This is a genomic window from Pontibacter rugosus (genome assembly GCF_042678745.1).
GTDB classification, from domain to species: domain Bacteria; phylum Bacteroidota; class Bacteroidia; order Cytophagales; family Hymenobacteraceae; genus Pontibacter; species Pontibacter rugosus.
In genome coordinates this window covers 1-22,083 of the sequence record NZ_JBHTLD010000060.1, presented here as the reverse complement: position 1 = coordinate 22,083, position 22,083 = coordinate 1, and the positions used below count along the sequence as shown (strand labels likewise).

The window sequence follows — 22,083 nt, the reverse complement described above, 5'->3', positions numbered from 1 at the left end:
AAGTAAAATTTATACCTTTAGCACAACACTTTAGGGGTGTCCTGCCGCCAAACAGAAAGGCAGGACTGAGAAATACCCTCTGAACCTGATACAGTTTGCACTGACGAAGGGAAAAGTTATGACGAGATATACACCCGTCCTCCTACTTCTTCTTATTTCTGCTCGGCCAGTAAGCGCCAGTGCTAGCTGCATCCTATCCCGAGCAAACAATGACAATTTTCTTAAACAACCAAGCTAAGGAGCTCTCCGAGCCTTCCTCCGTATCTGCTGTGCTTCAGCTTTTGCACCTAGAGCAACAGCGTGGTATTGCCGTGGCCATTAACGACCAGGTAGTACCCCGAAGCAACTGGGATTCTTACCTGCTGCAACCCAACGACAGGCTCACCCTCATCCGTGCCACCCAAGGCGGATGACATAGCACATGACGTGCATGGCGCAAGCGTCCGCTTGTGTCTTCTATGTACGGCTTTCCAAGCAGGTATAACCGGACGCTTGCGCCATGAGTGCTCCTTCCACATTAGAAAAATCAACAAGAAGAAAACATGAGACAAGACAAAACACCTACTGCCAGCGCCATTACGCGCACGCCTTTCCCGGCATCACGCAAAGTATACGTACCGGGCCAGCTGCATAATATTAAAGTCGCCATGCGCGAAATAGCGCTGGAAGATACTGTAACCAAGTTTCTGGGCGTGGAGGAGCGTGAGCAGAACCCACCCGTAACGGTGTATGACACCAGCGGCCCTTTTACCGACCCCGAGGTTGAAATTGATGTGCGCCAGGGACTGGCAAGGCTGCGCGAAGAGTGGATCGTGAGCCGTGGTGATGTGGAGCAGCTGCCAGGTATAACTTCGGCCTATGGACAGGAACGCCTGAGCGATGCCAATTTAGATACCTTGCGCTTTCAGCACCTGAGCAAGCCTTACCGAGCCAAAGCAGGTCAGAATGTGACGCAGCTGCATTATGCCCGCAAAGGTATTATTACTCCTGAGATGGAATACATTGCCATCCGTGAGAACCAGCGACTGGCTGAGAACGCGGAGATGGGACACCAGCACGCTGGCAACAGTTTTGGCGCGAACACACCGAAAGGCTTTATCACACCAGAGTTTGTGCGCCAGGAGGTAGCCGCAGGCCGTGCCGTTATCCCTTCTAACATCAACCACCCCGAAAGCGAGCCGATGATCATTGGGCGAAACTTCCTGGTGAAGATCAACGCCAACATCGGTAACTCAGCTGTTACCTCAAGTATAGAAGAAGAAGTTGAGAAAGCTGTGTGGGCCTGCCGCTGGGGTGCCGACACCATTATGGACCTCTCTACCGGCAAAAATATCCACGAAACCCGCGAGTGGATTATCCGCAACGCTCCTGTTCCAATTGGCACCGTGCCGATTTACCAGGCACTGGAGAAAGTAAATGGCAAAGCCGAAGACCTGACCTGGGAGATTTTCCGCGATACGCTCATAGAGCAGGCAGAACAGGGTGTGGATTATTTTACCATACATGCTGGTGTGCTGCTGCGCTACGTGCCGCTTACGGCTAATCGTGTAACAGGCATTGTATCCAGAGGTGGTTCGATTATGGCGAAGTGGTGCCTGGCACATCACAAAGAGAACTTCCTGTACACGCACTTCGAGGATATCTGCGAAATTATGAAGGCTTACGATGTGGCTTTCTCTTTAGGTGATGGTTTGCGCCCAGGCTCAATTGCTGATGCCAACGATGCTGCGCAATTCTCGGAACTGGAGACATTAGGTGAGCTGACAAAGATTGCCTGGAAACATGATGTGCAGGTGATTATTGAAGGGCCGGGGCACATCCCGATGCACCTTATTAAAGAGAACATGGAGAAGCAGCTGGAAGTATGCGGCGAGGCACCTTTTTATACCTTAGGCCCGCTTACCACCGACATCGCTCCCGGCTACGACCACATTACTTCAGCTATTGGCGCTGCCATGATTGGCTGGTATGGTACAGCCATGCTCTGCTATGTAACACCGAAAGAGCACCTTGGCCTGCCGAACAAAAAGGATGTGAAAGATGGAGTGATTACCTATAAACTGGCTGCCCATGCCGCCGACTTAGCCAAAGGCCACCCGGGTGCACAGTACCGCGATAATGCCCTGAGCAAAGCCCGCTTCGAGTTCCGCTGGCAAGACCAGTTTAACTTGTCGCTGGACCCTGACACCGCACGTGAATACCACGACGAAACACTTCCTGCCGAAGGTGCTAAAGTTGCCCACTTCTGCTCCATGTGTGGCCCTAACTTCTGCTCTATGAAGATTACGCAGGAGGTTCGGGATTATGCAAGAACCAAAGGAGCATCAGAAGAAGAAGCGCTGCAACAAGGTATGGCTGAACAAGCTGAGACTTTTAAAGCGAAAGGAGCAGAGATTTACTCTTAGTAGCTGGGCTGCACATGCCGCCAGTTTGAGCGGAGCGGTAACTGGTGGTGAAGTATGATGGCCAGTTTGTAACTGGCTTGTATTATAGTTTATACGCCAGTTACAAACTGGCGGCATGTTGAGGCTTATATGTCAGACGCTCGCAGGAGCTGCGCACGCTGCGAGGTCTTTGATGGCTTCTGCCAGCAAAAGGTTTTACTTTCATATTCAAGTATAAGCAATGCCAAAACAAAGGCCCTATACCCTCACCATCGCCGGATTTGATCCTAGCGGTGGTGCGGGCTTAACGGCAGACATCAAAACTTTTGAAGCACTAAAAGTGCAGGGGCTTAGTGTGTGCACCGCTCTCACCTATCAGCACGAGTCGGAGTTTGAGGGTGTGGACTGGCTGAACACAGAGCAGCTAAAGCACCAGCTGACTATACTGTTGCGCAAGTATAAAGTGCCGTTTGCTAAAATCGGGCTGGTGCAAAGTATGGAGGTACTACAGCAGCTAATTAAGCTGATGCATCAGCTGTCGCCAGACACAAACCTGATTTGGGACCCTATTCTGAAAGCCAGCGCAGGTTTTACCTTTCATGAGCAAGTGCAGGCGGAGCAGCTAAAAGAGCTTTGCAGACAGCTGTACCTGATCACACCAAACTGGCTGGAGATGCAACAACTAATGCCTGATAAACCTGCACCGGAAGCAGCTGCACAGTTAAGCCAATACTGCCACGTGCTGCTAAAAGGAGGGCATAACCAGGAGAAGCCGGGGTATGACTACTTATACTATAAAGGTGAGGCAAAATCATTCCGGCCGAAGCAGCAGGTACAAATAGGTAAACATGGCTCCGGCTGTGTGCTTTCAGCGGCTGTAACGGCGCTACTCGCACAAGGCTACCCGCTGCACAAGGCTTGCCGCAAGGCCAAAGATTACACTACCCGTTTCCTCAACAGCAACAGCACTTTGTTAGGCTATCACCATTTTTAAACATGATCTCGAAACTACACTACATCACGCAGGAAACAGCTAAGCTAACGCATGCACAAGCTGCTGAAGCCGCCTGCAGAGCCGGTGCAAAGTGGGTGCAGCTGCGCGTAAAAAACCAGCCTTACGAAGTATGGAAGGCCCTCGCAATACAGACAAAGAGCATCTGCAGGCACTACTGCAGCACGTTTATACTTAACGATAACCCTGCTTTAGCAGCAGAAGTAGGCGCAGATGGTATACATCTCGGCAAGCTGGACATGACTCCGGCAGAAGCTCGTAAGCTACTCGGCCCAGCAAAGATTATTGGGGGCACGGCCAATACTTTTGAGGACATACAGCTGCTGGTGGAGCAAGGAGTAGACTATATTGGTCTCGGCCCTTACCGCTTCACAACCACGAAAGATAACCTGAGCCCTATACTTGGCCTGCAAGGCTATGCCGCTATACTTGAGCAATGCAAAGCAGCTGGCATTACCACACCTATTATAGCTATTGGCGGGATTACGGCGGAGGATGTACCACAGCTTATGCCTACTGGTATACATGGCGTTGCGGTTTCTTCGGCCATTACGCTGGCGGCAAACAGAGCCGCCGCTATTTCTGAAATCATGCAAAACCTACAACCATTACCCCAGCACAACCTATGACACCACTAACCATCGCCGATAAAACTTTTAACTCCCGCCTCTTTACAGGCACAGGCAAGTTTAGCTCCGGCCAGCAAATGGAGGAAGCGCTGCTGGCTTCTGGCTCAGAGTTGGTAACAGTAGCCCTGAAGCGCGTGGACGTGCAGAACGAGCAGGATGATATTCTGTCGCACCTTGGGTACTCGCAGTTTAACCTGTTGCCTAATACTTCTGGCGTGCGCAACGCCAAAGAAGCTGTGTTTGCAGCGCAGTTAGCCCGGGAGGCGCTGGAAACAAACTGGCTCAAACTTGAAATCCACCCCGACCCCAAATACCTCCTCCCCGACCCTATCGAAACATTAAAAGCTGCAGAAGAACTGGTAAAGCTTGGCTTCGTAGTCCTTCCTTACATTCATGCAGACCCAGTGCTGTGCAAGCGGCTCGAAGAAGTTGGCGTAGCCGCTGTAATGCCTTTGGGCTCTCCTATTGGCAGCAACAATGGCCTCCAAACTCGTGCTTTCCTGGAAATAATTATTCAGCAGAGCAAGGTGCCGGTAGTGGTGGATGCCGGTATTGGCGCCCCATCGCATGCAGCGGAGGCGATGGAACTGGGAGCTGATGCAGTGCTGGTTAACACGGCCATTGCGGTGTCGCAGCAGCCGGTGCAAATGGCAAGAGCTTTTAAAATGGCGGTAGAAGCAGGACGGATGGCTTACGAAGCAAAATTGGCTCCTGTTGGGCTAACTGCACATGCCAGCAGCCCACTCACAGCATTTCTGGATGAACTGTAAAATGCCGCTGTCGTGAGGCCTTTTTATTCACCGCTGGCGCGAGCTTGTAGCTCGTGCCCACTGTAACGAACTACAAATCCGCAGCAGATCATAGTCTATTTTTTTCTGTCATCCTGTAAGGATCTTGTGGGCAAGCAGTAATTACTTTACTTCCTGGGGTGAGAGCCCTCTCTCTTTACTAAGAGTCTTAACAGAAACTAAGAGTCTTAACAGAATGTAAGCATTTTACCTTCAACACCAAGCAACCCATGTCATTTAAACATATATTCAACCAGCTCAACTGGGACGAGACAAAGGAAAGCATCTATGCTAAAACAGCGTCGGATGTGGAGCGGGCATTGATGCACCCGGTCAGGAGCCTGGAAGATTTTAAAGCGCTTATCTCTCCGGCGGCGGCACCTTATCTGGAGCAGATGGCAGCTTTAAGTCAGCGGCTTACGCAGAAGCGTTTTGGTAGAACCATCCAGATGTACCTGCCAATGTACCTCTCCAACGAGTGCCAGAACATCTGTACCTACTGCGGTTTTAGCCTGGATAACCCCACCCCTCGCACCACGCTTACACCAGAGCAAATATTAAAAGAAGTAGAGGTGATTAAAAGCTATGGCTACGACCATGTGCTGCTAGTAACAGGCGAGGCAAACAAAACAGTAGGTGTAGATTACTTTAAGGAGGTGCTGCAACTGATCAGGCCATACTTCTCGCACATCTCTATGGAAGTACAGCCGCTGGACAGGCAGGAGTATGAACAACTGATTCCGCTTGGCCTGAACACAGTGCTGGTGTACCAGGAAACATATCACCACGAAGACTACAAAAAGCATCACCCTAAAGGCAAGAAGTCAAACTTCACCTATCGCCTCGAAACACCCGACCGACTGGGCAAAGCAGGTGTTCATAAAGTTGGGCTGGGCGTACTGATTGGGCTGGAGGATTGGCGCACCGATAGCTTCTTTACTGCGCTGCACCTGCAGTACCTGGAGCGTACCTACTGGCAAACCAAGTATAGCATTTCTTTCCCGCGTCTGCGCCCTTTCTCCGGTGGCTTGGCACCCAAAGGAGATATGAACGACCGGGAGTTGGTGCAACTAATCTGTGCCTATCGTATCTTTAACGAAGAAGTGGAGCTGTCGCTATCTACCCGCGAGAGCCAGCATTTTCGTAACAATGTGGTGCGGCTCGGGATTACCTCCATCAGTGCCGGCTCTAAAACCGATCCGGGTGGCTACGCTTCCGGGCAACAAGCACTGGAGCAGTTCGAAATCAGCGACGAACGCAGCCCGGCAGAGATCGTACAGATGATCAGAAACCAAGGCTACGATGCCATCTGGAAAGACTGGGATAATGTGTTGGGGTAAGAAGTAAAGCCATACCGCCAGTTTGAGCGCAGCGGTAAAGGTGGTGAAATGTGACAGCCAGTTTATAACTGGCGTATATACTACTACACTCTCGCCAGTTACAAACTGGCCTCATGTTTAGCCACAAGTTGCGCTAACGCTAAACTTGCGGCATGAGGAGCGAGCTTGTAGCTCGTACTTCTGTGGTTGAGTACGAGCTACAAGCTCGCACCAGCAGATGGGCATGAGGATTAATCAGAAAAGCGTTTGTAGTTTAAATCTACAGGAAATGTTAGAGAAAGAAGAGTTAAAGCGATACAACCGACAGCTTATACTTCCGGAGTTGGGGCAGCAGGGGCAGGAGAAACTGAAACAGGCAAAAGTGCTGATGATTGGCGCTGGCGGCCTGGGTTGTCCTGTGCTGCAATACCTGGTTGCGGCAGGGGTTGGCACCATTGGCATTGCCGATATGGATGTGGTGAGTGAGAGCAACCTGCACCGCCAAATTCTTTATACTTTGGCTGATGTAGGTAAATCGAAAGCAGAAGTCGCAGCACAAAAACTATCGCAGCAAAACCCTTTCGTTCAGTTCAATATCCATAGCGAAGGCATTACAGTAGATAATGCGCTGGAACTGGTGCAGACATATGATGTGGTGATAGATGGCTCTGATAACTTCCCAACGCGTTACTTGGTAAACGACGCCTGCGCTATGCTTGGGAAGCCGTTGGTGTTTGGCTCCATCTTTAAGTTTGAAGGCCAGATAACGGTGTTCAACTACAAAAACGGACCTACTTACCGTTGCCTTTTCCCGGAACCACCCGGGCAGGGAGAGGTGCCAAACTGTGCAGAGGCTGGTGTCATCGGAGTGCTTCCGGGCATTATTGGAACGCTACAGGCTAACGAAGCTATAAAAGTGATTGCTGATTTAGGCGAAGTAGCTTCTGGCAAGCTGCTCTTGTTCGATGCGCTGTCGCTAAGCTTCTCCTCATTCAGGTTTTCACGCACCACTAAAGCGGAGGTAAAGCAATTACAGTATAGTTATGAATTGGCTGCCTGTGCCGCTCCTACCACACCTGACATGCAGGAAATATCGGCACAAGAGTATAAGGCATGGCTGCAAAATGGCGAGAAAATTCAACTGCTGGATGTACGGGAGCCTCATGAGTATAATTTGTACAACATAGGTGGAGAGTTACTGCCTTTGTCTACGCTTACTGGTAAACCTGATAATTTGCAACTAGCACAGGAAGTGGTGGTACATTGCCAGGCAGGTAGCCGCAGCAAAAAAGCTATTGCTATACTTCAGCCATACTTCCCGGAGGTGCGGTTTTATAATTTAGCAGGTGGCTTGGCCGCTTGGGAGGAGTAATACTTTAGTAACCAGACGCTCGCAGGAGCTGCGCACGCTGCGAGGTCTTTACCGCTTTAGCAGTTCTTTGAACGCCTCCACCGGATTGGGTTGCTCCCACACAGCACCCAACACGGCTGCTCCTTTAAAGCCCATCTCCTGCACTAGTGGCAGCTTTTCTGCTGTTACTCCACCTAAAGCAATTAGTGGCAGTTTTGCCTGTGGCACTATCTCTTGGAGTTTTTCTTTGGTAAATGCTGCAGGATAATCTTTTTTGGAGATACTCTGAAAAATGGGACTCAGAAAGCCATAGTCAACGTATGGCTGGGGTTGCTGTACATCTGCAAGACTGTGGAAGGAGGTAGAAAAAGCTAAGCTATACTTTGGCGTAACAGCCGCTGCTGCTCTGTCTGCTTCTCTAAAATGCAGGCCCTTTACTTCAAACTCTTCTGCCAGCTGGTGATATGAGTGCAGCATGATATGCCTGTGGTACACTTTTGGCAGCTCCTTAAGCCACTCCTGAAGCTCCTTTATACTTGCATCAGGTCTACGTAAATGCAGTGTTTGCAGCCCCAGTTCAAACAGGGCAGCGCAAATCTGCTGCTCCTGCGCTACCGGATCGGGCGATGTGATAACGATTAGCTGCATCAGCGTTTATACTTCGCAGAACCTTTACCTTTCTGCCTCCACCGTTTCCAACACCTGCAGCAACTGCTCATTGCGGATGTCGCGGGCGCACTTGAAATGACCTTCGGGGCATGCCTTATAGCCGTGTAAGCCGCAAGGGCGGCAGTAAAGCGGCTCCTCCCGTTCCACCACAGTGGCTAAATCAGCCAAGGGGCCAAACCCGAAATGAGGTACCGTGGAGCAGTAGATGGCGCAGGTGGGGGCATTCAGCGCTGAAGCCAGGTGCATCGGGCCGGAGTCATTCACATAATTCAGCACCGCATCGCGCATCAGGGCAGCCGACTGCAGCAGGCTGAGTTGTCCGCAGAGGTTCTCTACCCGCTTGTTCATACTTTGGCTGATGATCCCCTCACAATGCTGCTTATCTGCCGGAGAGCCCAGCAGGTATACTTTATACTTAGAATCAAGGCTGTTGATGAGCGTTACCCACTGCTCCTGCGGATATTGCTTCGTGAACCATACCGAAGTTGGTGCCATACAGATAAATGGCTCTGCTTTCAGGTCCTGTACTTTGGCAAAGTCCGTTTGGCTAGGGTATAGCTTCGGCTTTTCGGGGATGGCGTTGGTCACGCTTTGGATGAGCATGTTGTTTCGCTCTACCTCATGCGTACCCGAGCGCACATCGTGTACATAGCGGCGGGTAAAAAAGCGGGAGAAAGGGTTCTTCTCAAAGCCAACCGTTTCTTTGGCTCCAGAGAAAGCAGTAAGAATACCGGTGGCTCCAAAGCGCTGCACGTTCACCACCAGGTCATACTTCTCGGCACGTATCTGCGAGAGCAGGCGCATCAGGCTTTTATACTTGCCCTCTTTCTTGTTCCAGATCAGCACCTGCCGCAGCAAAGGGTGGTTTGCCAGCAAGGCTTCATTTCCTTTCCGAAGCAGAAAATCAAGCTGCGCTTCCGGGTAATACTTGTGCAGCTTTTCAATCAGCGCCGTAGCCAGTACCACATCTCCCAAAAAAGCCGTTTGTATGATCAGTATTTTCTTCATGCTACTATTTCTGCCTCAGAACAAAGCTACACAGAAGTGCCCTGAGTTAAAAATTTGAGTGCTATACAGGCAGGAAGTTTTGTCCTTACTTTTTCACGTAAAATTCCGAATATTTCACACAAAGTATCGTTTAGCTTTTTGCGATTGGAGCTACCTTTGCCTAAGTTATGCTTATCGCGCTGAACCAATATTTTTTATGAAGCAATATATTACCTTTTCTTCCCCCCTTACAAGTATAAAGTTTCTATGGCTACTGGCCCTACCTTTGCTGCTTTCTAGCTGCGGCACCTCTGCCTATATGCCCAATGTGCCCAATGTGCCTATGTTCACGCAAAAAGGTGAATTAAGCGCCGGCGGACACGTTACGTTAAAAGGCAATATCACCTTTAATACCGCTTATGCCGTATCAGACCATTTTGCCGTGTTGCTGAACGGAGCTATGCTGAGCAGTGAGCGCCGCAAACGCGACTACAGACATAACCTGCTGGAGGCTGGAGGCGGCTACTTTACCACGTTTGGGCCTAACAACAATCGGATTTTGGAAGTGTATGGCGGCTTTGGCGGTGGCAGCAGCGAGCGTACCGAAAACCACGAGAACGAAGAAACCGGCGAGATGACGTACGAGCGCCATGATGCTAACTTCAACAAATATTTTGTACAGGTTAACTTTAGCTCTAAGCGCAAGAAGAACCTGCAGCTACTAGGCCGCGAATTCCCGTTAAACTATGGCACCGCACTGCGCGCCAGCTATGTAGATATGCACGAGTACACGCTAAATAATGTGCCGGGCGAGTTGGAAGATAATATTTTCCTGGAGCCAATCTTTTACACCCGCCTTACCCTGAACCCTGCTGTGCAGTTGCAATACACCAGCGGCACCAACATTGGCCTGAAGAACCGCGATATACTCACGGCTTCCTATTCAGTATTTTCGCTCGGTTTTGTGATTAACGTGGGTAGTCTGGAGAAGAAGCGATAGTATGGAAAGCTAAGAGAGATGAGTTGCGTAGCATTATGCCTTCACGTCCATCCCATCTTCTAAAGATCTTGTGGGCCAGCTAAACAAGTGCTTCTTAAACGCCTAACCAGTTCCAATATGATTCTTCCAGCATGTCAACACGGAAGCAGACATTCTGTACCCTCTTAAACTCATAACTCATAACTCATAACTTTCAACTCATCACTCTTTCCCGTACCTTTGCAGGCTAATTTCGATTTGAATGCTTGATTATCATATCCATACTTTACCCAACGGAATAAGAATTGTACACAAGCAGGTGCTGCATACCAAGATAGCCCACAGCGGTTTTATCATGGATATCGGTAGCCGCGACGAGCTGCCACAGGAGCAGGGCCTCGCCCATTTCTGGGAGCACATGGCCTTTAAAGGCACGCAGAAACGCAAGTCTTTCCACATACTTAACCGCCTGGAGTCTGTAGGCGGCGAATTAAATGCTTATACTACAAAAGAAAAGGTCTGTTTCTACAGTTCTGTGCTGGATAAGCACTTCGAGAAATCCTTTGAGCTGCTGACAGACATTACCTTTCACTCTATCTTTCCAGAAAAGGAAATTGAGAAAGAGCGCGGGGTGATTCTGGAAGAAATGTCTATGTACCTTGATACACCAGAAGAAGCCATTGTAGATGAGTTTGATGCGGTTGTATACGAGGGTCATCCGCTGGGCAATAACATACTAGGTACCAAAGAAAGTGTTGCCAGCTTTAAAAAGCAGAACTTCCGGGACTTTATAAACCGCAACCTTAGCACCGATGCCTTAGTGTTTTGCTCGGTAAGCAATTTGCCTTTCGAGAAAGTAGTGAAACTGGCCGAGAAGTATCTGAGCGATATTCCGCGCATCCATAAACCACTTGATCGTGTTCCGTTTGTTTCTTATCAACCCAAGACCATCACGACAGAGAAGTCTATTTCGCAGGCACATTGCGTAATTGGCTGTCCGGCATACGCGCTTGGCGACGATAGGCGCATTCCGCTGTTTATGCTCAACAACCTGCTAGGCGGCCCCGGCATGAACTCGCGCCTGAACCTGGCTGTGCGCGAAAAGCACGGGTTGGTCTATACAATAGACTCCAATTATGCTACTTATGTAGATACCGGACTGCTTACGATTTACTTCGGCACAGAGAAAAAGCAACTGAAACGCACCACATCCCTGGTACTGAAAGAGCTAAAGAAACTTCGTGAGAAGCCTTTGGGCTCTCTACAGCTACACACAGCGAAAGAGCAGTTGATGGGGCAGCTAGCCATGGCCGAAGAAAGCAATATGGGCCTGATGATGATGATTGGCAAGAGTATTCTGGATCAGGAGAAGGTGGAATCGCTGAACGATATTTTCGATCAGATCAGAAGTATAACTGCCGATGATCTGATTACCATTGCCAATGATGTACTGCACGAGGATAAGCTAAGCTTCCTGAATTATGTGCCAGCGTAACGTGGCTGTGCAATTATAAATTAGAAATTATGAATTAGAAATGGAGGTGGAAGTACAGCTCTACGAACAATAGTACACTTATCTATTTATCGCGAGTTTATACATTGCCTCCTTTTCAAATCTCTGAATCTGCCTATGGAGTTTATAGATGAAGAACTGTTGCAGTACTCCGAAGACCATACCTCACCGGAAAATGAGTTGCTGCACAAGATCAACCGCCAGACGCACCTGAATGTGCTGAAGCCACGCATGCTATCCGGCCACCTGCAGGGCCGCTTGCTCTCGCTTTATGCCAAAATGATACAGCCAAAGCAAATCCTTGAAATTGGCACCTACACCGGATATTCAGCACTATGTATGGCAGAAGGCTTACAAGAGGGCGGCATGCTGCATACGGTAGATAAAAACGAAGAACTGGAGCAGCGTGTGCAAGGCTACTTTAACGAGTCAGGCTACGGCGATAGGATGAAGCTATACATCGGCAATGCTATGGAAATTGTGCCAACCATAGATGCCGTGTTTGATCTGGTGTTTCTGGATGCGGATAAGATCAACTACACGCATTATTATGATATGGTGATTGAGAAAGTACGGCCAGGAGGCTACATTATAGCCGACAATGTGCTGTGGAGTGGCAAAGTGCTGGAGAAATACCGCAAAAAGCTCGACGAGGACACCAAAGCCGTGATGGACTTCAATTTAAAGGTACACCAGGACGAGCGCGTAGAAAACATCCTGCTGCCCGTTCGGGATGGACTATTAATTGCCAGAAAGAAATAGCAGAAAAGGAGAAGCAGCAACAGCTTCTCCTTTTTTAACCTCCTGCCCTTTTTATACTTCTGTAGCTTAGCGAGTTGAGAAGTAGATAAAAACCTGCATTTTTTTCTCCCAAAAAATAATGCAGGAACTTGGTGAAGCGTTTTAGAATGCAAAGCTTTTTGCGTTAATTTTGCATCTGCTATATTACCTTCTGAACATATTAACATAGAGCTATTTAACTATAGCTGATTTAACAGAAAGTAGAGCATACTGACCAACGATTAGCCAAAATATTAGAATACCGCATCATGAGAAAATCCTTTACAGCATTTTTAGCACTTCTGCTACTGCCCTTGCTGGCACTGGCACAGGTGGTAGTACCTAAAAACATTTACTTTGCCGATATCCATCTGAAGCTCTCTGACGGAGCGCAGGAGGAGATTCAGAAAAAGGTAGACGGCCTGCACCGCAACCAGACTTATTTTAAAATGAAGGTTGATTTGGCAGATGCCTATTTCCCTATCATCGAGCGTGTGTTTAAGGAAGAAGGCGTGCCGGATGATTATAAATACCTGGCACTTCAGGAAAGTGGTTTGATCGGTGATGCTGTTTCTACATCTAATGCAGTAGGCTACTGGCAGTTTAAGCGCGAGGCTGCCCTGGATTTTAACCTCCGTATGGATCGTGTAGTAGATGAGCGCCGCCATATTATTGAAGCCAGCCGTGGCGCTGCCCGCTACTTTAAGCGCAGCAACACCTACTATAACAACTGGTTTAACTCGCTGCTGTCTTACTACCTGGGCTACACAGGGGCTAAGTCATACACCAAGCCTTCTGATAATGGCTCCACAAAAATGGACATCACAGAAAGGTCTCACCCCTACGTTATCACCTTCTTAGCTCATAAAATAGCTTATGATAGCTTTGTAGGCAAGGCTAACCCTCCAGCAGTAGCGCTGCGTGAGCTTCGTGCGAACCCAGGGCAAAGCCTGTCTGATATTGCCTTGGCTACAAAAACAGACTATGCAGAACTGGAGCGCTATAATAAATGGCTGCTTGGCAGTTCTATTCCGTCAGATAAAGACTATTACGTGATGATTCCGGTGCGTAACGGCAGCGGCTTTGACAGCGGCATGCTGGCCTCCACTAAAACCAACACACCGATCCTGCAAACGAAAACACGTGGCGCATCAGCCAGCCTGGTAAAGCAAAATAACCTGAATGCCTTGGTTGCCCGCGAAGGTGACACTAAAGATAAACTGGCCTTACAAGCAGGCATATCAACCCGCAGATTCCTGAAGTATAACGATATGCACAATTTCGATAAAATTGTGCCAGGCTCCTCTTACTATATTGAGCAGAAGCGCTCTAGTGCTGATGCAGAATATCATGTGGTTCAGCCCGGGGAAACCATGCAGCTTATTTCGCAGCACTATGGTGTTCGCCTTAACTATTTGCTGTTCAAAAACCGTATGAATCGCAACGAGGTACCAGTGCCCGGCCGTGTGCTATGGCTTCAGAAACGACGTCCGGCTCATACGCCTGTGGAAATCCGCGACCTAAACAAACAGCAGACAACACCTGCCACCGCACAAGCTCGCAAAGAAGCCACAGAGAAAGCAAATGAACCAGCCCCTAAAGACAATATCTTTACCCGCTTTATCGATAGCTTGAAAGGAGACTCCAAAGAGGACGAGAAAAAAGAAGAACAACCAGCAGTAGTGACTAAAACAACGCCTGTTGTTACGCCTAAGCCAGCTCCGGTGAAGCAGGAAAGTGAAGTTGTAGAAGAAGACGATGATTTGGAGGTATTAGCAGAGGAAGCAGCACCTGTTCCTCCGGCACCGGTCATTGTTAAAAAGCCTACGCCAGTGTTATACCCTGGTACTACAGCTAAAACCAATGCTGCAAAAACGGGAGGAACAACAACTGATACTTTTCCTGCTACAGCTACTAAGACAGCTTTTGATGACACGATAGAAGATGATTTTGAGGCTGACACAGTTGTTTTTGAGCCTGATACAGAAGATGTAGCCGAAGATGATGTGTTACCTGCTAGCTCTACTGCTCTGAAAACCACTCCTGCGCCAGCGCAAAAACCTGTTGCTGCAGTGGCTACAACACCTTCGGCAGCAAACGCACAGGAAGAGAAGCCTACTACCCATACCGTACAGCAGGGCGAAACATTATATGGCATTTCCAGAATGTATGCCGTTACAATAAGCGACCTGACAGAATGGAATAACTTAGGTGACGCGCCTCTGAAACTTGGGCAGGAGCTATTGATAGCTGAGCCTTTGATGCAGCCTGCCACCTCCAGCGTTTTCAGAGAAGATGACACAGAGGAAGTGCCAGCCACTTTGATTAGCACCAACAGCACTTATCATACCGTAGCTGCCGGCGAAACACTTTATCAGCTTTCTAAAAGGTATAAGATTACAATAGACCAGTTGCGCCAGTGGAATAGCTTAACTGATAATAATTTAAAGTTAGGCCAGGAGCTACGTGTTAAGGCCCCTGCTGCCAATGCTGCTCCTGCTGAAGAGGCAGCGCCAGCAGCAAGCACCTCAAATACGAGCACCAGCGTTTACCATAAAGTGGCTTCCGGAGAGAGCATGTACCAGATTTCTCGCCAATATGGAGTCACTATCAAAGACATTATGGAATGGAACAAGAAATCTGATTTCTCTGTAAGCGTTGGCGAAAAACTGCTGATCCGGAAGAAGTAATTTTTAAGCGATACATTGAGTTCTTAACAGGGGCAGCTTTTTGAAGCTGCCCCTGTTAATTTATAGAGGTTCTCTTTCTCAATTGCTTTAGTTCACTTAGGTGAAGCTTTCCTGCTTCTTTATAAGAGAGACATTTCGGCTGATGCTGTTATTCCAGTAGTTGCTGAGTAACTGCCGGAATTCAACCACCCCTTGCTCCTAGTTGTCTATTTTGACAACTCCTACCCTTAGGCAAAAAGTTTGTAATTGCTGTGACTAAAGTATAAACGCGTTAGTTGGAGCTATACAGCAACACCTCCCTGCCCTCCTCAAGGAGGGAATCCCGCTGATTCCAATTCACAAGTATAAGTTGCACAGCCGGAGGTAATCAGCGGACAGGTCGCAACCTGGCCCTACAGATCTTCTATATTAAATTGAAATTCCATAAGCTTTGGCTATCTGAATGTTACCAGTCCTTGGGTTGAGCGCCTAGTAGAGTTCCGGTGCCGCGCGAGCGGCAGCCGTTAGGCAGGAAGGCTACACAGCGCGATGCGGGAAGGCGAGGCATAAGCGGGCACTTGTGACAGAGGTTAGCCAGAGAAATCTCTATTCACTACCTTTCCTCTGGCGATGCGCTTATGCTTGAAGCAGCCTGCAACCCAGTGGCAATCTCCGGCACTATTCCTAACCGCTCGTAGATAGGCTGCACCATGCGGCGCAATTTTGGCCTGTTAACAGCAAATGGAATTATGCTGATGGAGCACAGTACACCACAACCAGCCAAGGTATAGCCTACGCCAACATATTCTGCCACCGAGCCTGCCAACATGCTCCCGATAGGGGCCATTCCCATAAAAGCCGTAGCATACAGACTCATCACGCGGCCACGCTTGTCATCATCTACAATTGTTTGCAGCAGCGTATTGCAGGAAGCCATGGTGACAATCATCCCAAACCCGCTAAAGAGCATCAACACCAAAGACAGCAGCAGCATGGTGGAGAAAGAAAAGGCAATAAGCGCTATCCCAAACAGCAGCATCGTGAAAGTAATTACCTTGCCCAATCCCTCTACAGACTTACGCTGCGCCAGAAATAAAGCCCCAGCCAAAGCCCCTAACCCGGATGCACCCATCAGGTATCCTAGGGTATTTGCTCCTCCATGTAAAATATCGCGTGCGAAAACAGGCAGCAGCACGGTAAAAGGCATCCCGAACAAGCTCAGTAGCGCCACTACCAGAATTAAGGCACGAATTGGTGGGAAGCCAAAAGCATATTGGAAACCGTCTTTCAACGACTGCCACACTTTGCGTTGTTGTTGCTTGCGCTCAAAAGGCTTCAGGCGCATCAATAACAGAGATGCCAACACAGCCAGGTAACTAATAGCGTTAATCAGGATGCACATTCCTTCTCCCACGGCCGCAATAAGCAAGCCTGCTATAGTAGGGCCAATCAGGCGGGCCATGTTAAACATAGAGGAGTTTAGGGCAATAGCATTGCTCATATCCTCCCGCCGCTCTACCAACTCCACAACAAAAGCCTGCCGGGTAGCAACGTCAAACCCATTAATGGTACCCAGCACTGCACTTAATGCCAGCACATGCCATATTTCTATGCTACCTGTCAAGACTAATATCGCCAGGGTAGTTGCTTGTAACATAGATAAGGCCTGTGTTATAATCAGTACCTTGTGGCGATCGAATTTATCTGCCAGCACGCCGGCAAAGGGACCTAACAAAAACGAGGGAATCTGGCTGGAGAAAGTGACAGCACCTAACAGGAAGACAGAATCGGTGAGGCGGTATACCAGCCAGCTTAAAGCAATCTGCTGCATCCACGTTCCAATCAGTGAAATGCCCTGCCCCACAAAAAACAACTTATAATTACGAGAGCTTAACGCCCTGAACATGCCACTCAAGTTTCCTACTGCTGCCATAGATTATACTTCACTGCACCTGCCTTGGCACAGACTCTTACTTACGTGTAGTGCCGCTTTAAGAGTTACCTAATAAACCCACTTCACAATATTTGAAGCAACTCGCTGTACAGATTTTTTTTCGCTCCCTATACTTAGCTTAGCACAGCACACCTTTTCATTATTGCGGGACTAATTCTTCTGCTTTTTTGTTACTGTTTCGGTTACTTTAGTTTTGGGAGGTGGCCCGATTTTCTGTAATTTTAACATCCCTAAAATGACTCCTAAGTATAGATTTCATCTAATGCAGAAGTCATTTCTAATTCATAGTTTTTAATTTCTAATTTCCTCAAATGCCTGTTTTTTCGCATTTACACACACACACGCAGTACTCGCTGCTCGATGGCCAGGCCAGCATCAGCGCGCTCATGAAAAAGGCGCAAGCCGATGGGATGCCTGCTGTAGCTATGACGGACCACGGAAACATGTTTGCGGCTTTCAACTTTGTAGCGGAAGCGAACAAGTATAACGTGAAGCCGATTGTGGGCTGTGAGTTTTACCTGGTAAAAGACCGTCATTTGAAAACTTTCAGTAAAGAAGTAAAGGATGTTCGCCACCACCAACTGCTGCTCGCTAAAGATCAGGATGGTTACCAGAACCTGGCTAAGCTCTGCTCTATGTCTTATATTGAAGGAGTGTATAGCAAGTGGCCCCGTATCGATAAAGAACTGCTGCTAAAGTATAGCAAAGGCTTAATTGCCACCAGCTGCTGTATTGGTGCGGAGGTGCCGCAAGCCATACTTTGGAAGAGCGAGGAAGAAGCCGAAGAAATATTTAAGTGGTGGTTGGATGTGTTTGGTGAAGATTACTACATCGAAATACAGCGCCACGGCCTGCAAAATATAGATGGTACCGGCAAGAGCCAGGAAGACATAAACCAGGTGCTGCTGAAGTGGGCGAAGAAGTATAACTGTAAGGTTATCTGCACTAACGACTCGCACTATGTGGAGCAGGAGGACTGGAATGCGCACGATATCCTGCTGTGTGTGAACACCGGAGAAGACCAGAGCACACCTGTAGGTGATTTCCAGACAAAGTACTACCGTTTCCTGTCGGATGACCAGAAGGTGATTTACGACACGGTGGAGAATGTCCGCAACAAGTATGGCAACAATCAGAACATCCGACAGATGCTGAACCGCATTGATGAGGCTGGGCCTAAAACACGCTTCGGCTTCCCTAATGATCAGTTCTATTTCAAGACGCAGGCCGAAATGAACGAGCTGTTCAAGGATGTGCCTGAAGCTGTAGACAACACGAATGAGATAGTAGACAAAATCACGCCTCCGAAGCTGAAGCGCGATATCCTGCTGCCAAACTTCCCGATACCGGCAGAACATGCGGGTGCCGATGCGTTTCTGCGTCACCTTACCTACGAGGGTGCCCGCAAGCGCTACACCGACATTACACCGGAGGTAGAAGAGCGTCTGGATTACGAATTGCGCATTATTGAAACCATGGGCTTTGCCGGGTACTTCCTCATAGTGCAGGACTTTATTAACCGTGGCCGCGATATGGGCGTTTTTGTAGGCCCTGGTCGTGGTTCGGCAGCTGGATCTGCGGTGGCTTACTGTATCGGTATCACCAACATCGACCCTATTAAGTATAACCTGCTGTTTGAGCGATTCCTGAACCCGGAACGTGTGTCGATGCCCGATATTGATATTGACTTTGACGACGTAAACCGCCAGCGCGTAATTGATTACGTGGTAGATAAGTATGGCAAAACGCAGGTAGCCCAGATTATCACCTTTGGTACCATGGCCGCCAAATCATCTATCAAAGATGTGGCGCGTTCTACCTCTTTGCCACTGGCTGATGCCAACGAACTGGCGAAGATGGTGCCGGACACACCGGGTACTACGCTTGCCAAAGCTTTTATGGAGAACCTTGACCTAGCCTCTATCCGTGAAGGAACTGATGCGCGTGCTGCCGTTCTGAAGCTGGCGGAGAAACTCGAAGGCTCTATCCGTAACACAGGTATACACGCTGCGGGCGTTATCATTGCTCCTGATGATATCACCAACTACATTCCCGTGTCCACCTCCAAGGACTCCGACCTGCTGGTAACACAGTTTGATGGCAAGGTGATTGAGAGCGCGGGCATGCTGAAGATGGACTTTCTGGGCCTGAAAACCCTGACCATCATCAAAGATGCCATGGAGCTGATCAAGAAAAACCATGGCGTCGAAATTGACATTGATAACATTCCGATAGACGACGAGAAAACGTACCAGCTTTACCAGCGGGGTGATACCATCGGTACATTTCAGTTTGAGTCGGAGGGCATGCGCATGTACCTGAAGGACTTGCAGCCTACCAACATTGAAGACCTGATTGCCATGAACGCCCTTTACCGCCCGGGCCCGATGCAGTTCATCCCGAACTTCATTAACAGGAAGCATGGCAGAGAGGAAGTAGAATACCCGCACGAGCTGCTGGAGCCGATACTGAACTACTCTTACGGTATTATGGTGTACCAGGAGCAGATTATGCAGACGGCCCAGATCTTGGCAGGCTACTCACTAGGTGGTGCCGACTTGCTGCGCCGTGCCATGGGTAAGAAGGACATGAAGAAGATGGCCGAGGAGCGTGAGAAATTCATTGCCGGTGCCGCCGAAATTCATAAGATCCCTGCCAAGAAAGCCTCAGAGGTATTCGACGTGATGGAGAAGTTTGCCCAGTACGGCTTTAACCGCTCCCACTCTGCTGCCTACTCGGTGGTAGCTTATCAAACTGGTTACCTGAAGGCACATTATCCAGCGGAGTACATGGCTGCCGTGCTGACTAACAACATGAACGACATTAAAAAGGTGACGTTCTTTATTGAGGAAGCGCGGAAGCAGGGCGTGCAGGTACTTGGGCCCGATGTAAACGAGTCGTTGCTGAAGTTTAACGTAAACGAGCAAGGTAATATTCGCTTTGGTTTGGCTGCGATAAAAGGCACCGGTGAATCTGCGGTTGATGCCATCATCTCGGAACGTGAAAACGGCATGTACCAGGACATCTTCGACTTTTCGAAGCGCGTAAACCTGCGTGCCGTGAACAAAAAGACCTTTGAAAGCATGGCCTTAGCTGGAGCATTTGACTCGTGGGGCCTTTACCATCGTGCCCAGTTGATAGATGTGCCCGAAACGGAAAGCATGAGTTTGCTGGAGAAAGCGGTACGCTATGGCAACAACTATCAGGCAGAGCAACAGGCAGCGCAGCAGTCGTTATTTGGAGGCGGTGCCGCTGTGGCAGCTCCTATGCCTAAAATACCGGAAGTACCCGTATGGACGCAGGCAGAAATGCTGCGCCGGGAGAAAGAGGTAGTGGGCTTCTATATGTCTGGACACCCGCTGGATCAGTTTAAGCTGGAGATTGACTCCTATTGCACTTGTAATCTGGACAGGATTGAAGAGTATAAGAACCGCGATGTAAATGTGGCCGGCATGGTAACCGATGTAGTGATCAGAACGGCCAAAAACGGTAACCCTTTCGCCCTCTTCACCATCGAAGATTATGACACCACCATGCAGATGGCGCTATTTGGGGAAGACTATGTAAAGTTCTCGCCATACCTGAAGATGGGCTTATACTTGTTCATCAGAGGCAAAGTGCAGCTGCGCTATAAAACCGAAGACCAGTGGGAGCTGAAGCCGATGAACATCCAATTGTTAGGTGATGTAATGGATAAGATGGCGCAGGGCGTGCAGCTGAACATCAACCTACAGCACTTTACACCCAATCTTGCTGAAGCGCTTGAAAACGCTATTGTAGCAAGCTCTGGTCAAAAACGGTTGGAGATCACCCTGCACGTGCCAGACGAAAAGCTGGCACTGCCTACGTACTCCCGCAAGTATAGAATTGATCCAAAGCTATTTTTAACATCCATCAGAGAAATGGGACTAGGTGAGTGTAAGCTTATTTAGAATCGGGGAATTACCAGATTCTATCAAGTTCAGTATCTGATGAAAGTATAAATAGCTATTTAAAACAAAAGAGCCCGGCAAAAACTGCCAGGCTCTTTTGTTTATAACTGTGGGTTACTAGTTTTTCACATAGATAGAAGAAGCACCTGCCACAGCTTTAGAGTAGCTAGGAGCCGGGCTTCCATCAGCCACAGGCATTTTGAAAATCAATACCATACCGCCTCCGTTTGCTCTTTCTGCTACATAGATGTGGTTACTATCTTCATCATAACCAACGTCTACCGGATTACCCAACATCGTATTAGAGCCTTCTATTCTTATTTGCTGGTTAGCACTGATCATGCCACCAGTAGAAGTACCGCCATATACTGCACTAAAGTTATCAATAACAATTATCGCACCGTCGTTATCAGACGCAGCACTGCCTATATCTGTCAAAATCAGTTTGTTATCTGCTTTAGAGTGTGTGATGCCGTGGGTTCTAACCAAACCTTCTATGGTAACACGCTTACTTGGCTGAATCATGCCACTCGGATTCGCAAAGAAGTTGTCAAAAGAAACAATGTCTCCGGTGTTATCAGCTACAGCATATAAGGTGTTGCCGTCAGCATGAATACCCCAAAGGTTGAAATCCACATCATACACGTTGCGGGAGCGAATTCCACTTGGTGTGCGCTCATACACAAAAAGACGGTTCATGTTATTGTTGATAGCTGGATCACCATCTTGTACCACAACTATCATATTACCACTAACAGCTATCTCACGCGGATTTGTAAAATCAGGTGAGCTTGTGGTTTTGATTTCAAGCGAGCCATCTCTCTTTTTCTGATATACCTCAACTCTGTTGGTAGATCTGGATGCCAGAATAATTTCATCTCTATCGCCGTTGTAGTAAATTCCGTCGGCATCCATGGTTGCGATTTTCTTTTGCTCTACCATTACCCCTGCCAGGTCTTTTACTTTCATGGTTGTTACCATGCCGCTGGTGTTGCTGGAAACGTAGGCATGTGTTGCATTGAGATCAGGTAACTCATATCCGTCATCTTTCTCACAAGATGTAAAGACTAAGGCCGTCGCCACAAACAGTGTACTAATAGGAAATAATTTTCTCATA

Annotated in this window: 16 protein-coding genes and 1 riboswitch; of the genes, 12 read left to right on the top strand and 4 right to left on the bottom strand. The window is 48.5% G+C overall.

What is annotated here, in order from left to right; translation table 11 throughout:
- The first annotated feature begins 22 nt into the window (after positions 1-22).
- Positions 23-129, top strand: a riboswitch (TPP riboswitch).
- An 80-nt stretch (positions 130-209) separates the two neighbouring features.
- From thiS to moeB, 7 genes are all read left to right on the top strand, one after another.
- On the top strand, positions 210-413 hold the full coding sequence (gene thiS, locus ACFQ2O_RS08640; protein WP_377525775.1) for a sulfur carrier protein ThiS: 204 nt from the start codon (positions 210-212) through the stop codon (positions 411-413).
- Between the two features lie 129 nt (positions 414-542).
- Positions 543-2,405, top strand: a complete 1,863-nt coding sequence (gene thiC / locus ACFQ2O_RS08635; RefSeq protein ID WP_377525773.1) for a phosphomethylpyrimidine synthase ThiC — start codon at positions 543-545, stop codon at positions 2,403-2,405.
- 220 nt (positions 2,406-2,625) lie between these two features.
- Positions 2,626-3,378, top strand: coding sequence for a hydroxymethylpyrimidine/phosphomethylpyrimidine kinase (locus ACFQ2O_RS08630; RefSeq protein ID WP_377525768.1), 753 nt, complete (start codon positions 2,626-2,628; stop codon positions 3,376-3,378).
- Positions 3,379-3,380: 2 nt separating this feature from the next.
- Positions 3,381-4,025, top strand: a complete 645-nt coding sequence (locus ACFQ2O_RS08625) for a thiamine phosphate synthase (protein WP_377525764.1) — start codon at positions 3,381-3,383, stop codon at positions 4,023-4,025.
- A complete protein-coding gene (locus ACFQ2O_RS08620) occupies positions 4,022-4,795 on the top strand; it encodes a thiazole synthase (RefSeq protein WP_377525759.1) in 774 nt (257 codons plus the stop codon). Before ACFQ2O_RS08625 ends, ACFQ2O_RS08620 begins: the two co-directional genes overlap by 4 nt.
- 248 nt (positions 4,796-5,043) lie before the next feature.
- Positions 5,044-6,153, top strand: a complete 1,110-nt coding sequence (gene thiH, locus ACFQ2O_RS08615; protein WP_377525755.1) for a 2-iminoacetate synthase ThiH — start codon at positions 5,044-5,046, stop codon at positions 6,151-6,153.
- Between the two features lie 268 nt (positions 6,154-6,421).
- Entirely contained in the window at positions 6,422-7,504 is a 1,083-nt protein-coding gene (moeB, locus tag ACFQ2O_RS08610) for a molybdopterin-synthase adenylyltransferase MoeB (RefSeq protein WP_377525750.1), read from the top strand.
- A gap of 48 nt (positions 7,505-7,552) precedes the next feature.
- On the opposite strand, the gene ACFQ2O_RS08605 is transcribed toward moeB, so the two are convergent.
- Positions 7,553-8,131 (bottom strand): thiamine phosphate synthase, encoded by a 579-nt coding sequence (locus ACFQ2O_RS08605; RefSeq protein ID WP_377525747.1) that lies wholly within the window; start codon positions 8,129-8,131, stop codon positions 7,553-7,555.
- Positions 8,132-8,155: 24 nt separating this feature from the next.
- Positions 8,156-9,160, bottom strand: a complete 1,005-nt coding sequence (locus tag ACFQ2O_RS08600; RefSeq protein ID WP_377525744.1) for a glycosyltransferase family 9 protein — start codon at positions 9,158-9,160, stop codon at positions 8,156-8,158.
- A gap of 196 nt (positions 9,161-9,356) precedes the next feature.
- On the opposite strand from ACFQ2O_RS08600, the gene ACFQ2O_RS08595 reads away from it, so the two are divergent.
- The 4 genes from ACFQ2O_RS08595 (at position 9,357) to ACFQ2O_RS08580 (ending at position 15,101) form a co-directional block, all read left to right on the top strand.
- Positions 9,357-10,139, top strand: coding sequence for a hypothetical protein (locus ACFQ2O_RS08595; protein ID WP_377525738.1), 783 nt, complete (start codon positions 9,357-9,359; stop codon positions 10,137-10,139).
- A 241-nt stretch (positions 10,140-10,380) separates the two neighbouring features.
- Positions 10,381-11,613: a M16 family metallopeptidase gene (locus ACFQ2O_RS08590; RefSeq protein WP_377525734.1), complete on the top strand. Its 1,233-nt coding sequence runs from the start codon at positions 10,381-10,383 to the stop codon at positions 11,611-11,613.
- A gap of 135 nt (positions 11,614-11,748) precedes the next feature.
- On the top strand, positions 11,749-12,393 hold the full coding sequence (locus ACFQ2O_RS08585) for an O-methyltransferase (RefSeq protein ID WP_377525729.1): 645 nt from the start codon (positions 11,749-11,751) through the stop codon (positions 12,391-12,393).
- A gap of 287 nt (positions 12,394-12,680) precedes the next feature.
- Entirely contained in the window at positions 12,681-15,101 is a 2,421-nt protein-coding gene (locus ACFQ2O_RS08580; RefSeq protein ID WP_377525724.1) for a LysM peptidoglycan-binding domain-containing protein, read from the top strand.
- A gap of 592 nt (positions 15,102-15,693) precedes the next feature.
- Here ACFQ2O_RS08580 and ACFQ2O_RS08575 read toward each other — a convergent pair.
- Positions 15,694-17,013: an MFS transporter gene (locus ACFQ2O_RS08575; protein ID WP_377525719.1), complete on the bottom strand. Its 1,320-nt coding sequence runs from the start codon at positions 17,011-17,013 to the stop codon at positions 15,694-15,696.
- A 332-nt stretch (positions 17,014-17,345) separates the two neighbouring features.
- On the opposite strand from ACFQ2O_RS08575, the gene dnaE reads away from it, so the two are divergent.
- Complete coding sequence (gene dnaE, locus ACFQ2O_RS08570; RefSeq protein ID WP_377525714.1) at positions 17,346-20,966, top strand: DNA polymerase III subunit alpha; 3,621 nt, start codon at positions 17,346-17,348, stop codon at positions 20,964-20,966.
- Between the two features lie 117 nt (positions 20,967-21,083).
- Here the strand turns inward: dnaE and ACFQ2O_RS08565 are convergent.
- Positions 21,084-22,083: hypothetical protein (locus ACFQ2O_RS08565; protein WP_377525711.1), on the bottom strand; the 1,000-nt coding region annotated here is incomplete at its 5' end.

Bases quoted from the DNA above. Each gene is read 5' to 3' on its own strand.
- thiS (WP_377525775.1), top strand. From the start codon at position 210: ATGACAATTTTCTTAAACAACCAAGCTAAGGAGCTCTCCGAGCCTTCC.
- thiC (WP_377525773.1), top strand. From the start codon at position 543: ATGAGACAAGACAAAACACCTACTGCCAGCGCCATTACGCGCACGCCT.
- ACFQ2O_RS08630 (WP_377525768.1), top strand. From the start codon at position 2,626: ATGCCAAAACAAAGGCCCTATACCCTCACCATCGCCGGATTTGATCCT.
- ACFQ2O_RS08625 (WP_377525764.1), top strand. From the start codon at position 3,381: ATGATCTCGAAACTACACTACATCACGCAGGAAACAGCTAAGCTAACG.
- ACFQ2O_RS08620 (WP_377525759.1), top strand. From the start codon at position 4,022: ATGACACCACTAACCATCGCCGATAAAACTTTTAACTCCCGCCTCTTT.
- thiH (WP_377525755.1), top strand. From the start codon at position 5,044: ATGTCATTTAAACATATATTCAACCAGCTCAACTGGGACGAGACAAAG.
- moeB (WP_377525750.1), top strand. From the start codon at position 6,422: ATGTTAGAGAAAGAAGAGTTAAAGCGATACAACCGACAGCTTATACTT.
- ACFQ2O_RS08605 (WP_377525747.1), bottom strand. From the start codon at position 8,131: ATGCAGCTAATCGTTATCACATCGCCCGATCCGGTAGCGCAGGAGCAG.
- ACFQ2O_RS08600 (WP_377525744.1), bottom strand. From the start codon at position 9,160: ATGAAGAAAATACTGATCATACAAACGGCTTTTTTGGGAGATGTGGTA.
- ACFQ2O_RS08595 (WP_377525738.1), top strand. From the start codon at position 9,357: ATGAAGCAATATATTACCTTTTCTTCCCCCCTTACAAGTATAAAGTTT.
- ACFQ2O_RS08590 (WP_377525734.1), top strand. From the start codon at position 10,381: ATGCTTGATTATCATATCCATACTTTACCCAACGGAATAAGAATTGTA.
- ACFQ2O_RS08585 (WP_377525729.1), top strand. From the start codon at position 11,749: ATGGAGTTTATAGATGAAGAACTGTTGCAGTACTCCGAAGACCATACC.
- ACFQ2O_RS08580 (WP_377525724.1), top strand. From the start codon at position 12,681: ATGAGAAAATCCTTTACAGCATTTTTAGCACTTCTGCTACTGCCCTTG.
- ACFQ2O_RS08575 (WP_377525719.1), bottom strand. From the start codon at position 17,013: ATGGCAGCAGTAGGAAACTTGAGTGGCATGTTCAGGGCGTTAAGCTCT.
- dnaE (WP_377525714.1), top strand. From the start codon at position 17,346: ATGCCTGTTTTTTCGCATTTACACACACACACGCAGTACTCGCTGCTC.